The organism is Methylobacterium terricola, from assembly GCF_006151805.1.
Classification (GTDB): Bacteria; Pseudomonadota; Alphaproteobacteria; order Rhizobiales; family Beijerinckiaceae; genus Methylobacterium; species Methylobacterium terricola.
Genome location: NZ_VDDA01000027.1, coordinates 1 through 13,664, shown reverse-complemented (window position 1 = coordinate 13,664; position 13,664 = coordinate 1). Strand labels below are relative to the sequence as shown.

Sequence of the window (13,664 nt, the reverse complement as noted above, 5' to 3'; positions counted from 1 at the left end):
GGCGGCCTTACGCGGCGCTCGGGACGGGGGCGGCCACGGGGGGGCGGCCCACGGCCTCGGCCGGAGTTCCGGCCGCGCCCGAGCGGGCGCGCAGGGCGTTCGCCGTAACGACGAGGGAGGAGCCCGACATGGCAAGGGCTGCGATCAGGGGCGTCAGCAGGCCGAACGCCGCCAGAGGAACCGCGAGCACGTTGTAGACCGCCGAGAACCACAGGTTCTGCAGCATCAGGCGGCGCGCCCGACGCCCCATCGTCAGCACCGACAGGACCGGGGTCAGCCCGCGACCCAGGAACAGCGCGTCGGCGGCGGCCTGGCTGACATGCGCGGCGGTGACCGGCGAGAGCGAGGCGTGCGCGGTGGCGAGCGCGGGCGCGTCGTTGAGGCCGTCGCCGACCATCAGGACCCTCCGACCGGCACGCTGGAGGTCCTCAATGCGTGCGATCTTGTCCTGGGGGGCGAGGCCAGCCTCCCACTCGGCGACACCGAGCCTGCGCGCGACCGCCTCGACGGCGGCGGCGCGGTCGCCCGACAGGATCAGGACGCGGTGGCCGAGCGTCGCGAGGCCGGCGACGACTTCGGCGGCGTCCGGGCGCAGTCCCTGACGCACCGGGAAGGCGACCGGCGCCCCGTCCCCGGCTCGGAAGCAGATCACCGAGGCCTCCGGGTCGGCCGCCAGCGCCGCGGCAGCCTCTGCCTCAGCCCCGCAGAAGCGGGCCGAGCCGAGCCGCAGCTCCACGCCGTCGACCTGCGCTCGCACCCCGAGCCCGGCGGCCTCCTCGGCGCACGGGAAGGGTTCCGAGCCCCCGGCCGTCGCGGCCAGGGCCGTGGCCATCGGGTGCCGACTCGACAGCGCCAGCCTGGCCGCCGTCGCCAAAGCTTTGGGATCGAATGTGCCGGCCGTCAGGACCGGCTCCGGCAGGGTCAGGGTACCGGTCTTGTCGAACACCACGGTGTCGACTTGGGCGAAGCGCTCCAGCCCCGTGCCGTCGTTGAGCAGGACGCCCTCGCGGAACAAGGCGCCGGCGGTCACGACCTGCACGGCCGGGATCGCAAGGCCGAGCGCGCAGGGGCAAGTCACGATCAGCACGGCGACGGCATCGACGAGCCCCGCGTGCCAGCCCGCCCCCGCCGCTAGCCAGCCGACCAGGGTCAGCGCGGCGGCAGCGTGGACCAGCGGGACGTAGAGGCGTGTCGCCCTGTCGGCGAGGACGAGCGCGCGCGAGCGCGCTTCCAGGGCCCGCCGCATCAGGCCCTCGACCTCGTCGAGCAGGCTCGCTCCGGCCGCCGCCGTCACCGTGACGGTCAGGGCCCCGCTGCCGTTGAGGGCACCGGCGAAGACCCGGTCGCCTCCGCGGACCATGACGGCGGCGGTCTCGCCGGTCACCAGGCTGTGGTCGAGTTCGGAGATGCCGTGCTCGACGAGCCCGTCGGCCGGCACCCGCTCGCCCGGCCGGACCAGGATGCGCGCGCCCGGGACGAGCTCGGCGAGGGGTACGTCGCGCAGGCCGCCGTTCGTGTCAGCGAGCGTCGCGCGCTCGCTGCGGAGCGCCGCCAGGTTCTCCGCGCAGGCGCGCGTGCGCCGACGCATGGTCTGGTCGAGGACCCGACCGATCAGCAGGAAGAACAGCAGCATCACGGCGCCGTCGAAGTAGGCGTGCGTGGCGCCCGACACCGATTCCACCACCGACATCACCAGCGTCAGGACGACGCCGAGCGTGATCGGGAAGTCCATGGTGACCCGGCCCGCCCGCAACCCGCGGAATGCGCCCTCGTAGAAGGGCCGACCCGCATAGGCCGCCGCCGGCAGCGCGATGAGCGCCTGGATCCAGTGGAAGAGGTCGCGGTTCTCGGGCGTCATGTCTGAGACGCTGCCGGCCCAGACCGAAATGGCGAGCAGCATCACGTTCATCGACGCGAAGCCCGCCACCGCCAGCGCCCGGATCAGCCGCTTCGTCTCGGCGGCTTCCGCATCCGCGAGCCTGTCCGGCGCGAAGGGCTGCGCAGCATAGCCGAGTGCGTTGAGCGCCGCGAGCACGGCGGGCACGTCGGGCGCGGCCTCAGCCTTCCAGGTCACGGCGAGGCGCCGGTCCGAGAAGTTCAGCCGCGCGGAGGCCACACCGGGCAAGGGCGCGAGGCCGCGCTCGATGGCGGTCATGCAGGCGGCGCAGCGCACGCCCTCGACGGCGAACTCCGCGCGGGAGGAGCGGTCCGGCATTTTGGCGACGAAGGCGGCGTAGTCGCGCCCGAGCGAGGGTCGGGTATTCGCTTCGCTCCAAGATGCGTGAGCCTCCACATAGGCGAGCGCCATATCAGTGCAGCACATCGGACACTCCCCTCAGTCTAGGACGACGCGGTGCCTGCGCCGGAACGCGACGCCGTTCGCTCCGACGACCTCGACGACGAGGTCCCATTGTCCACGCGCGACCGGTTCGGCCCGGGCTGAATAGGTCCCCGCGCTGACCTCGATAAGGTTGACGCGCAGATCCTGCCGCTTGTCGGTCGGACGTTCGAGGCGGGCCTCCACCACCTTTCCTCGGACCGGCTCCCCTCCGTCGTCGGCCAGGGTGACGTGGATGGACGCGACCGCCGCAGGGTTGCGGATGGCGGTCGCGTCGAGGCGCCATCCGAGGGCGTCCTGCTCGGCCGCGCGCCTCAGCTCGGCATTGTAGCGTTGGCTGGCCTGGTAGGGGGACGGCTCGTCCAGTCCGGACCACGTCCGGAAGGCGGAGGTGACCAGGAAGGCGTCCGCGCTGGCGACGGTGCCGAAGAAGGCGACGAAGATCAGGAGCACCTTGCGACCGGTCAGTCGGCCGGAGGGGTGCGAGGGACGCGGCGAGGCAATGGTCTGCATGGTCATGGGGCCTTGAAGCTGTCTCGCGCGCGAGCCGTCTCGCCGGTGGCGGCGTCGGCGATCCGGAAGGTCAGGGGGACGGAGGCGGTCGGCCCGGCGCCTGCCGGTGCAAAAACGAGGACGCGGAATTCCTGTGTCGCATCGGATGGCACCGGCAGGTCGCCGGCCAAGCCGCCCACGACCTCGACGCGCGCCCCCGGCAGACCTTCGACCGCCAGCGCGTAGTGTCGCTCGCCGGGGCGCTTGTTGCTGAGCCGGACCGTGTAGCCGTTGCGGATCGAGCCGTCGGAGAGCGTCACGAACAGCGGGTTGCGGTCGTGCAGGACGCTCAGGCCCATGAAGCTGCGCGTCGCGAGGCTGTAGAGCATGAAGCCGCCGATGCCCGCGACGAGGGCCGCGTACAGGACGGTGCGCGGGCGAACGACGTGGCTGACGGGGCCCTTGCCGGCGGCCCGGCTCCGGCGGTTGGCCTCGGTGTCGTAGCCGATCAGGCCTGCCGGCCGGCCCAGCTTGGCCATGACGGTGTCGCAGGCGTCGACGCACAGGCCGCACTGGATGCAGTCCATCTGCAGGCCATCGCGGATGTCGATGCCCGCCGGGCAGGCGGTAACGCATGCGAAGCAGTCGACGCAATCGCCGGCGGGTTGGCCGGCGGCGCGCAGAACGGCGGCCTGCTTGGCCGAGACCCGAGGCTCCCCGCGAGCGTCCCGGTAGAGGATGTTGTAGGCGTGTTCGTCAGTGAGCGCGGCCTGGATACGGGGCCACGGGCACATGTAGGTGCAGACCTGCTCGCGCATGTGGCCGGCGAGGAGGTAGGTCGTCGCGGTCAGCGTCAGGATCGCGATGTAGGCCGCGGGCGGAGCTTGATAGGTCGCCAGCTGCACGACCAGTGTCGGCGCGTCGGCGAAGTAGAGCACCCAGGCGCCGCCGGTCCACCACGCGATCAGCAGCCAGATGGCGTGCTTCATCGTGCGGAGCGCGATCTTCTCCATCGACCATGGCGCCGCGTCGAGCTTCAGACGCTCGCGCCGGTCGCCCTCGACCAGTCGCTCGACGGCGAGGAACAGGTCGGTCCAGACGGTCTGTGGGCAGAGGTAGCCGCACCAGATCCGGCCGGCGACGGCGTTCATCAGGAACAGGACCAGGGCCGCCAGGATCAGGAGGCCCATCACGTAGGTCACGTCCTGCGGCCAGAGCTCGATTGAGAAGAAGTGGAAGCGGCCCCTGTCGAGGTCGAGCAGGACGGCCTGGGACGGCTCGCCCGGACCCCGGTCCCAGCGGATGAACGGGACGGCGTAGTAGACGCCGAGCGTAGCCGCGAGCAGGGCCCACTTGATCCGCCGGAAGGTGCCGCGGACCGCCTGCGGCTGGATCTTCGTCCGGGCGGCGTAGAGCGACCCGTTGACCGCCGGGATGGCCGTTCGCGTCGCGCGGCTGCCGAACTTCTTGGTCGGACGGGGCCTGGGCGCAGGGGCTGTGTGTGTCGGCTCGGCGAGGGGCATCGGTGCGAGGTTTCCGTCCGGCGACGCGGCCGGCTCCGTTCGTCCTATGGTCCGCCCGAGCCACCCGCCTTGATCTCGCTCAAGCCGGGAATCGAGCCACGTCCAGGGTTCGCGCTGGACGTGGTCCGCGGGACGTCGACCGGCTCGGGCTCCCTCGGAACCGACCGGGACAAGATCCCGCTACTTGCCGCCGCCCAAGCCGTGCACGTAGACCGCCAGAGACTTGATAGTCGCGGGATCGAGGCGACCTTCCCACGCGGGCATCACGCCCTTGCGGCCGTTGGTGACCGTGGCGACGACTTGATCGGGCGCGGAGCCGTAGAGCCAGATCGGGTCGGTCAGGTTGGGCGCACCCATCTCCGGGTTGCCCTTCGCGGCTTCGCCATGACAGGCGGCGCAATTGCCCGCGAACACCTCGGCGCCCTTCTCAACGCTCGCGCCGGCCACGCCCGGCTTGCCCGAGAGCGACAGCACATAGGTTGCCACCGCTTCGACCTCCTGGCGCTTGAGCACGCCGTCGCGCCCAAAGGCCGGCATGTCGCCGAGATGGGCTTCGCCGTGGCCTGAGCGGGCTCCAAAGCGGATCGTCCGCTCAATCGCCTCGGGGGTCCCGCCCCAGAGCCAGTCGTCGTCCTGCAGATTCGGGTAGCCGATCCGGCCCGTGGCCGAGGTGCCGTGGCAGGCGGCGCAGTTGTCGCCGAAGGCCGCCTTGCCAGTGGCGAGTGCGAGGCGCAGCAGGGCCGGGTCTGCGCGGATCTCCGCGACTGTGGCGCTGGCAAGCTGCGCCTGGCCGCGGGCGTCCCGCTCGCGGCGCACCGCCTCGACCTCGTCGAGCACCGTTGCGCGCTGCGAGTAGCCGAGCAGGCCCGAGGTGTTGCCGCTCACGAGCGGCCAAGCCGGGTAGAGCACCCAGTAGCCCAAGGACCAGACGATGGTGGCATACAGGCCGTAGAGCCACCAACGCGGCAGCGGGTTGTTGTACTCGCGGATGCCGTCCCACTCATGCCCGGTGGTCTCCGGGCCGGCGGGCGGCTTGCCGGGGTTCGCGGTATCGGCCACGGCGGTCAGTCCTCGATCAGGGGGAGATGGGCGGCGGCGTCGAACCGGGAGCGATTGCGCGGCCAGAAGGCGTACAGGGACACGGCGGCGAAGATGCCGACGAAGTAGAGGAGGCCGCTGGTCTGGGCGAAGGCGGCGGCACTTTCGTAGGTCATAGCGCTCACCTCAGGTTCTTCCTGTCTTCGTAGATCTTGAAGTCGACCATCGTGCCGAGCACCTGCAGGTAGGCCACGAGCGCGTCGATCTCGGCAGCCTGGCCCTTGTCGCTGCCGAAGTCGCGGACGTTGGCACCGGGGTAGCGGCGCTGCAGGTCGGCTGCGCCGGGACCGTCGGGATCGAGTTGGGCCTTCAAGTCGCCGCGCGCTGCAGCGATCATCTCGTCGGTGTAGGGGACGCCGATGGCGCGGTTGGCCTTGAGATCGTCCGCGATGGCGTCGGCGTCGAGCGGCCGGTCGAGAAAGGCGTAGGCCGGCATGATCGAGGCCGGCACTACGGCGCGCGGGTCCTTCAGGTGCTCGCGATGCCACTGGTCCGAATACTTGCCGCCGACGCGGGCGAGGTCGGGGCCGGTGCGCTTCGAGCCCCACTGGAAGGGATGGTCGTACATGCTCTCGGCGGCGAGCGAGAAGTGGCCGTAGCGCTCGACCTCGTCGCGCATCGGCCGGACCATCTGGCTGTGGCAGAGGTAGCAGCCCTCGCGGACGTAGATGTTGCGCCCGGCGAGTTCGAGCGGTGTGTAGGGCCGGACGCCCTCGACCTTTTCCACCGTGCTCTTGAGGTAGAAGAGCGGCGTGATCTCTACGAGGCCGCCGATGGCCACGACGAGGAGCGCGCCGATAAGCAGGACGATGGAGTTCTTCTCGAAGACCTCGTGCCTCTTCCAGAGGCCGGGCTGGGCGGTGGCCATGATCAAGCGTCCGTGATGCGGGATGGGACTGGGGGATCACGGGAGCCGCCGGGACGCGCGGATCCCGCGAGGGTCACTCGGCCGGTACCAGGGCTGGTTCGGCCGTGGGGGTGGCCTCGGGCTCACGCTCGACGGCGTTCTTACCCGCGATGGTCATGGCGAGGTTGTAGGCCATGATCAGCGCCCCGATCAGGAACAGCACCCCTCCCAGTGCACGGACGAGGTAGTAGGGCTGCATCGCCTCCACCGTCTCCACGAAGGAGTATTCGAGGAAGCCAAGCGTGTTGTAGGCGCGCCACATCAGGCCCTGCATGATGCCGGCGACCCACATCGAGGTGATGTACAGCACGATGCCGAGGGTCGAGACCCAGAAGTGCCACTCGACGAGTTTCAAGGAATACAGCTCACGCCGGTTCCACAGCCACGGCACCAGGCAGTAGATTGCCCCGAACGAGACGTAGGCGACCCAGCCGAGCGCACCCGAATGCACGTGGCCGATGGTCCAGTCGGTGTAGTGCGACAGCCCGTTGACGGCCTTGATGGCCATGAGCGGTCCCTCGAAGGTCGCCATGCCGTAGAAGGCCAGCGACACGACCATGAAGCGCAGGACGGGGTCGGTGCGCAGCTTGTCCCAGGCGCCCGAGAGGGTCATCAGGCCGTTGATCATGCCGCCCCAGGACGGCATCCACAGCATGATTGAGAAGGTCATACCGAGCGTCTGGGCCCAATCAGGCAGCGCCGTGTAGTGCAGATGGTGCGGCCCGGCCCAGATATACATGAATATCAGCGCCCAGAAGTGGATGATTGATAGGCGGTACGAGTAGATCGGCCGCTCGGCGCGCTTCGGGACGAAGTAGTACATGATGGCGAGGAAGCCGGCGGTGAGGAAGAAGCCGACCGCGTTGTGGCCGTACCACCACTGGATCAGAGCATCCTGCACGCCCGCGAACATCGGGTAGGACTTCGAGCCAAGGAAGCTCACCGGCATCGCCAGGTTGTTGACGATGTGCAGCATCGCGATGGTCACGATGAAGGCGAGATAGAACCAGTTTGCCACGAAGATGTGGGGTTCCTTTCGCTTCCAGAGGGTCGCAAGGAAGACGAGGAGGTAGGCGACCCAGACGATGGTGAGCCACAGGTCGGCGTACCATTCGGGCTCGGCGTATTCCTTGGACTGAGTGACCCCCATCAGGTAGCCGGTCCCGGCGATGACGATGAACAGGTTGTAGCCGAGCACCACGAACCAGGGCGCGAGGTCGCCCGCGAGCCGCGCCCGGCAGGTGCGCTGCACGACGTACATCGAGGTCCCGATCAGGACGTTGCCGCCGAAGGCGAAGATCACCGCCGAGGTGTGCAGCGGGCGCAAGCGGCCGAAGGTCGTGTATTCGAGCTCGAGGTTCAGCGAGGGCGCCCAGAGCTGGAAGGCGATTGTGCAGCCGACGAGGAAGCCCGTGATGCCCCAGGCCATCGCGGCGATCACGGTGAACTTGACCGGTCCGAGGTTGTAGTTCGGCTTGCCGTCGATCTGCTGGGGGGCGGCCTCCGCGGGCCGTCCCTCGTACCGCTTGAGGATGGCGGCGATGCCGGCGACCGCGGCGAGCGCGAAAACGGCCATGTGGACGCTGAACGGCGCGTCGACCGCGCGGGCCGAGGCTAGGGCGCAGAGGAAGGCGCCGACCAGGAGGGCGAGGCCTAGGCCGACCTCTCCCTCCGTCATGTATTTGGATGTTGGTGTCGCGGCCATGGCTCGCTCGATTCGCCCCGTGCAAAAACGGCTATGCCTGCGCTTAGGGGCGCGGGCGTCCGGGAGCCTTGATTTCGATCAAACGACCTGCCGCCATGCCGACCCGCAGATGCTGGCCGCCCGAACCGACCGGCGACCGGCACCCCGGAAGCCCGCCCAGGCCAGGGCGCGCGTCGTCGTCCGCCGGTGCTCCATCCGCGGGTTCAATGGCGAGGCGTGCGTGACGGATGGCGGTGCCCGGCGACGACCGCGCCTTGGGGACGGACGGCCCGGGACGGGGCCGCCGAGGGCGGGGCATCCGGATGGGGGCCGGACGACCGGCTCGTATCAAGCCCGCTCCTGGCGGCGGAGCCCGAGCAGCCCGCTTGTCAGGATCATGGCCGCCAGGACCAGGGGCGCGAGGATCCGGGTGCCGGTGACCAGCGCTTGGAAAAGAAAGCCCCCGGCGTTGAGGATCAGGGTCCCGGCCAGCAGCGAGAAGGCGGCGGCCACGGCCAACCCGCCGACGACCGCGGAGACGAACAGCGCCGTGAAGGCTCGGATCGGGTTCCACGGGAGGGAGAGTGGGCGGGCGCTCATTGAGGCTGTCTCCGGTTGCACGCCGCTGACGTCGCACGGGCCGGGAAGCCTGGCCTTGGGCTGGATCAAGGACGGCGGTTGAGGCGGGTTCTCCGGCGGTCGACTGGCGCGCTCCGACGCGTCTCGCGGCTTTTCAAGGCGACACGCCACGCCCAACCCAGATCCCGCCGCCCAGGCGCCGCCCCGCGGCACCTGAAATGGCGATACGGGTACTACGTCGTTATCGGCGGCATCGTCGCCGCCTGCGCGATCCTCTATTGGCGCTTCCGCAAAAACGGATGGCTCTGACGACCACGTGCGAGGCCGCATGACGGTCGCGGTGAACCGCTCCCGTCGACGACCTGCCGGCGTAGTCGTCGATGTCGAAGGCCCGGGAGCGGCGCCGACAAAGATCGTCGGCGTCGAGGAGCCCGGCTACGCGGGTATCCGCCCGTCTGGCGTCTAGCGGTCGACGGCCTGGGGGAGCTCCCGGGACAGGCGGGAGAGAAGCTCCTCGCGGGACAGGCCCGTGCGCTGGGTCAGCGTTGCCGGGACGTCGGGACCGATGGCCTGTTCAAGGTGCTGAGGCGCGATCTCCTGGTTCGGTCCCTGGTTGACCCAGGACTGCGCCGCGGCCCCGTGACCGGCTTGCTGGAAACGCTGAAGCATCTCGCCCAAGCCGCTGTTCAGGAAGCCGCCCGGCGCCTCGCTGCGCCGGTTGCCCAAAAGGCCGTCGAGAAGACCGCCGATGCCGCCTCCCGAATTGCCGGGCGCGGCACCGGACCCCGGGTGCGCGGGGGCGGCCTGGCCGGCCCCACCCAACATCTCCGCGATCTTGTCCCAGTTCTGGTAGCCGGCGAGGGCCAGCAGGCCCAGGAGAGCCATCATCGAGGGGTATCCGTCGCTCATGGGTCGTCTCCGGCTTGCGGCGGCGAGGAGGGGCTCGTCCGCCGACAGGGTCCGGGCATCAAACGCGCCCGGTCGCCGATGCGATGCATCCCCAGCGTGAGGGGCTCCTTGTGCAGAGTGCGCCGCGGTGGGTCACGACCCTGAACTCCGGCAGGATCTTGGCCGGCGTCATGGGGCCCGGACCAACCAGGAACTTGGCTATTGGCTGCATGATGCGGTCCCAGAACTCCTCGGCGCGGAAGCGGTCAAGCTGGTCCTCGACCTTGGCGAGTCTAGCCTGTCGTGACTGCCGGCCCTATCATTTAATGTCAACGGCAGCTATCGGGCTCCGAAGCGGCCATTTCAATGGTTTCGGCCGAAAGTCCGTTGATGGCGCACAGCCGAACAAGCGGCATGCGAACTGCTGACCCCATGCAGACATTCAGTCCTGTTGGCTGAGACGTCCGCTTGGTAGGACAAAGCGGACCTTTATGCGTCGGTCACGACATCAGCATGCCGAGGCCCATTATGCTGGGTTCCCTGTACGATGGAGCATCCTCCTCGTCTCCCACGCTCGCTGCAACCTACATGTCCCTGGGGAGCCGACATCGGGAACACCTCCACGAGGAAGGCCAGCAACGCCCTCACGTTCGGGTTGCCACGCCGGCTTTCCGGACAGAGGGCGGTGATGACCGACCGCTTGACCGCGAAGTCACGAAGGACGGTCGCCGACGGCCTCCGGACTCCGTCGAACCCCTGCTTACCGGCCGAACCCCGACGGGGCTCCAAGGCCACTTAGGTCGCGCGGAGGGTCCGTCTGGCCACAAGGCCGAGGGTTGAGCCCTGCACGATGATGGTGAAGAGCACGACGGCGTAGGTCGCCGCGAGGATGGCGGGCTTGGCATCGCTTTCCGGGAGTGAGAGCGCCAACGCCACCGAGATGCCGCCGCGTACGCCCGCCCAAGTCAGGAACGGTACGTTGCCGAGCGAGAGGTTGCCGCCCCAACGGAAAAGCATGACGGGTGTCGAGACCGCGACGAGGCGGGCGACGAGCACGATGGGAACGGCACAGGCCGCCGAAGCCAAGCCGGAGACCTGGAAGCGGAGGACCAGCACCTCCAGGCCGATCAGGAGGAAAAGCACCGAGTTCAGCACCTCGTCGATGAGCGTCCACAGGGCCGAGACGTACTTCTGGGTGGTGTCGCTCATGGCGTAGCGGGGTGCACGCTCGCCGACGAGCAGTCCCGCCGCGACCACGGCGAGAGGCCCGCTCGTCCCAAGCTTCCGGGCAATCGCGTAGGTGCCGGTCACGAGAGCTAGGGTGATCAGAACCTCGACTGGAAAGTCGTCGATGGCCTTCATCGCGCGGTAGGCGACGTAGCCGGTGACGATGCCGAGGAGCACGCCGCCTACGGCCTCGTGCAGGAGAAGCGTCGCCACCCCGCCGGCGCTCGTCGTCTCGCCTCCCGACTCTACTGCGAAGGCGACCAGCACCGTGAACAGCACGATGCCGATGCCGTCGTTGAACAGCGCCTCGCCCTGCATCTCCACTTCGAGGGCTTCCGGTACCTTGACGTTCTTCAGGGTGGCCAGCACCGCGACGGGGTCCGTCGGGCTGATCAGCGCGCCGAACACCAGGGCCCAGGCCAGCGTCACCGGGCTGCCGAGCGCCTGCGCCGCCGCCCAGAACGCCGCTCCGACCACATCGGTCGACACGAGCGTCCCGAGAAGCGCGAGGATGCCCACGGCGAAGGCGCGTTCGCGAAGGGCGCCGAGGTCGAGGTTCAGGGCCCCGGCGAACAGCAGGAAGGCCAGCATCCCATTCATGACCACGCCGGTGAAGTCGACCTGGTCGAGCACGCGGGTGAGGTCCTCGTAGAGGTGCTGCTGCGGGAAGGCGACGTCGGCGAGCACCAGGGCGAGCGAGGCGAGGAGCCCCATAACGAGCAGGCCGATGCTGTGCGGCATGCGCAGGAAGCGCCGGTTCAGCCAGCCGAATATGGCCGACAGGGTGAGAAGCAGCGCGGCGAGGTCGAAGATCGAGATCAAAGGATGTCCTTCCCATCCGCGGTTTGTCCGAACGCGCCGTTCCGCGTCGGACGGGCCGCGCGGTCGATGTCTAACGACCGGGGACGGTAATTCGTGCCGGTTGTCGCCGGCGGCGGGAGCTGTCAGGCCTCAGCGATGAATACACGCATTAAAGCCTGGCTGGAGATCCTCGGCGACCTGTTCTGGCTTCGACCCGCACTGGTCGTGCTCGGCTGCATCCTGCTGGCCCAGTTCGGAATTTCGCTGGAGACGGCCCACATCGCCAGCCTCGACGCCTCCTCCCCGGACACGAACTGGGGCTATTCCGGCGGCGCCGAGGGCGCGCGGGCACTGCTCAGCGCCATCGCGTCCTCCAACATCGGGGTCGCTGGCACGACCTTCTCCATAACCATCGCTGCCCTGACCCTGGCCTCCGGCCAGATAGGCCCCCGACTGCTGCGCAACTTCATCCGCGATGCCCGCAACCAGACGGTCCTGGGCATCTTCCTCGGGGCCTTCGCCTACTCGCTGATGGTCCTGCGCACGGTGCGCACGGTGGAGGAGAGCCCGTTTGTCCCCCACCTCGCGATCACCGGCGCGCTCGTCCTGGCGCTGGTCGCTATCGGTACGCTGGTCTGGTTCGTCCACCACATCGCCACCGGCATCAACATCGAGACCGTGGTCGATGCCGTCCAGCGCGACCTCTGCGAGGCCATCGCCGCCCGTACGCGGGACGAGCCGGGGCCGACGCGCCCCGCTGAGGCGCCGACCGGACGTGCGGTCGCCGCGACCGGTGGGGGCTACGTGCAGGCCATGGACATCAACGCCCTAGTGTCCTGCGTCTGAAGTTCGTGTCAAAGGCTTTGTCTCTGGCTCAGCTTCGAGTGCTCTCAGGCAGAAGCGTTTGACGCTGGCCAGGATGGAGGCGGCCGACTTCACCCACCGGAACGGTCTCGGATCGGCATTCGTGGCCTCGATGAAGGCGCGAATGTCGCGTTCGAGTTCGTCCACCGAGCAATGAACGCCTCGCCGGATCGCCCGCTCCGTCAGCAAGCCGAACCATCGCTCGACCTGGTTGATCCATGAAGCAGAGGTCGGCGTGAAGTGCACGTGATAGTGCGCGCGCCTGGCTAACCAATCGCGGATCAACTTAGTCTTGTGCGTCGCCGAGTTGTCGAGCACCAGATGCACGTCGAGGTCGGCCGGTACCGCCGCCTCGATCTCATCCAGGAAGCGGCGGAACTCGCTGGCGCGGTGACGCGGATAGCACTGCCCGATCACGGTCCCGGCCTTTACATCGAGAGCGGCAAACAAGCTGGTGGTGCCATGTCGGGCATAGTCGTGCGTGCGCCGCTCCACCTGTCCGGGCCGGAGCGGCAGCAGCGGCTGCGTGCGATCGAGCGCCTGAACCTGGGACTTCTCGTCCACGCAGAGAACCAGGGCACGGGCGGGCGGAGCCAGATAGAGCCCCACGATATCGCGCACCTTCTCGGCAAACAGCGGATCGGTGGAGAGCTTGAAGGTCTCGGATCGGTGCGGCTGCAGGCCGAACGCGCGCCAGACTCGCCCGACCGTCGCTCCTGACACCCCGCTGACCTTGGCCATGCTGCGCTGGCTCCAGTGAGTGGCACCCTGGCGCCGCTCGCAGAGCGTGCGGTCGATCAACTCGGCGACTTGCTCGTCGCCGATCCGGCGCGGGGCTCCCGAGCGAGGTTCATCCAGCAGGCCATCCGTGCGTTCGCGGGCAAACCGTTCGCGCCATTTGCCGACAGTGTGCTTGCCGGTGCTCAGTTCCGCCGCGATGGCCGTATTGCTCCGTCCATCGGAGGCTAGAAGCACGATGCGGGCACGCAGGGCGAGCCCCTGGGCTGTCTTGCGGCGGCGGGCCCATCTCTCAAGCTCAGCTCGTTCCTCGGCGCTCAGGTCAAGAGATGTGGGTACACGGTAGGCCATCGGCGCCTCCCAACAGACCCACACTTTGCCACGAACTTCAGACGCAGGACACTAGTGCCTTGACTCAAACGGATGGTGCAGCGTTGCCGTTGACGGCATCGAGGATGGCGGCGGCCGGCTTGGTCCAGACGAAGGGCTTCGGCCTGCCGTTGTGCTCGGCGATGTAACGGTTGA

The 13,664-nt window shown here is 68.8% G+C and carries 12 protein-coding genes; 1 reads left to right on the top strand and 11 read right to left on the bottom strand.

Translation table 11 applies throughout. From position 1 onward, the window contains the following. Positions 1 to 7: 7 nt before the first annotated feature. The 10 genes from FF100_RS30380 to FF100_RS30325 all read right to left on the bottom strand — a co-directional run bounded on the left by FF100_RS30380 (position 8) and on the right by FF100_RS30325 (position 11,558). Complete coding sequence (locus tag FF100_RS30380; RefSeq protein ID WP_139039719.1) at positions 8 to 2,323, bottom strand: heavy metal translocating P-type ATPase; 2,316 nt, start codon at positions 2,321 to 2,323, stop codon at positions 8 to 10. 12 nt (positions 2,324 to 2,335) lie between these two features. Then, positions 2,336 to 2,857 carry a FixH family protein gene (locus tag FF100_RS30375; protein WP_246102563.1) on the bottom strand — a complete coding sequence of 174 codons (522 nt, stop codon included), beginning with the start codon at positions 2,855 to 2,857 and terminating at the stop codon, positions 2,336 to 2,338. Beyond that, positions 2,854 to 4,353, bottom strand: a complete 1,500-nt coding sequence (gene ccoG / locus FF100_RS30370) for a cytochrome c oxidase accessory protein CcoG (RefSeq protein ID WP_139039717.1) — start codon at positions 4,351 to 4,353, stop codon at positions 2,854 to 2,856. The genes FF100_RS30375 and ccoG overlap by 4 nt, the downstream gene beginning before the upstream one ends. Positions 4,354 to 4,533: 180 nt before the next feature. Beyond that, complete coding sequence (gene ccoP / locus FF100_RS30365; protein WP_139039715.1) at positions 4,534 to 5,412, bottom strand: cytochrome-c oxidase, cbb3-type subunit III; 879 nt, start codon at positions 5,410 to 5,412, stop codon at positions 4,534 to 4,536. Between the two features lie 5 nt (positions 5,413 to 5,417). Next, entirely contained in the window at positions 5,418 to 5,567 is a 150-nt protein-coding gene (locus FF100_RS30360; protein ID WP_139039713.1) for a cbb3-type cytochrome c oxidase subunit 3, read from the bottom strand. A 5-nt stretch (positions 5,568 to 5,572) separates the two neighbouring features. Beyond that, complete coding sequence (gene ccoO / locus FF100_RS30355) at positions 5,573 to 6,319, bottom strand: cytochrome-c oxidase, cbb3-type subunit II (protein WP_139039711.1); 747 nt, start codon at positions 6,317 to 6,319, stop codon at positions 5,573 to 5,575. Between the two features lie 73 nt (positions 6,320 to 6,392). Next, a complete protein-coding gene (gene ccoN, locus FF100_RS30350; RefSeq protein ID WP_139039709.1) occupies positions 6,393 to 8,063 on the bottom strand; it encodes a cytochrome-c oxidase, cbb3-type subunit I in 1,671 nt (556 codons plus the stop codon). Positions 8,064 to 8,390: 327 nt separating this feature from the next. Next, positions 8,391 to 8,642: a hypothetical protein gene (locus tag FF100_RS30345; protein WP_139039707.1), complete on the bottom strand. Its 252-nt coding sequence runs from the start codon at positions 8,640 to 8,642 to the stop codon at positions 8,391 to 8,393. A 441-nt stretch (positions 8,643 to 9,083) separates the two neighbouring features. Then, on the bottom strand, positions 9,084 to 9,530 hold the full coding sequence (locus FF100_RS30335; RefSeq protein WP_139039703.1) for a YidB family protein: 447 nt from the start codon (positions 9,528 to 9,530) through the stop codon (positions 9,084 to 9,086). Positions 9,531 to 10,304: 774 nt separating this feature from the next. Beyond that, positions 10,305 to 11,558, bottom strand: coding sequence for a cation:proton antiporter (locus FF100_RS30325; RefSeq protein WP_139039701.1), 1,254 nt, complete (start codon positions 11,556 to 11,558; stop codon positions 10,305 to 10,307). A gap of 135 nt (positions 11,559 to 11,693) precedes the next feature. Between FF100_RS30325 and FF100_RS30320 the strand changes: the two genes are divergently transcribed. Next, positions 11,694 to 12,383, top strand: a complete 690-nt coding sequence (locus FF100_RS30320; RefSeq protein WP_342779035.1) for a DUF2254 domain-containing protein — start codon at positions 11,694 to 11,696, stop codon at positions 12,381 to 12,383. Here FF100_RS30320 and FF100_RS30315 read toward each other — a convergent pair. Further along, the gene (locus FF100_RS30315; RefSeq protein WP_139039699.1) at positions 12,366 to 13,490 is read right to left on the bottom strand and encodes an IS630 family transposase; all 1,125 of its coding nucleotides are present in this window, start codon (positions 13,488 to 13,490) and stop codon (positions 12,366 to 12,368) included. The genes FF100_RS30320 and FF100_RS30315 overlap by 18 nt on opposite strands. Positions 13,491 to 13,664: the final 174 nt, after the last annotated feature.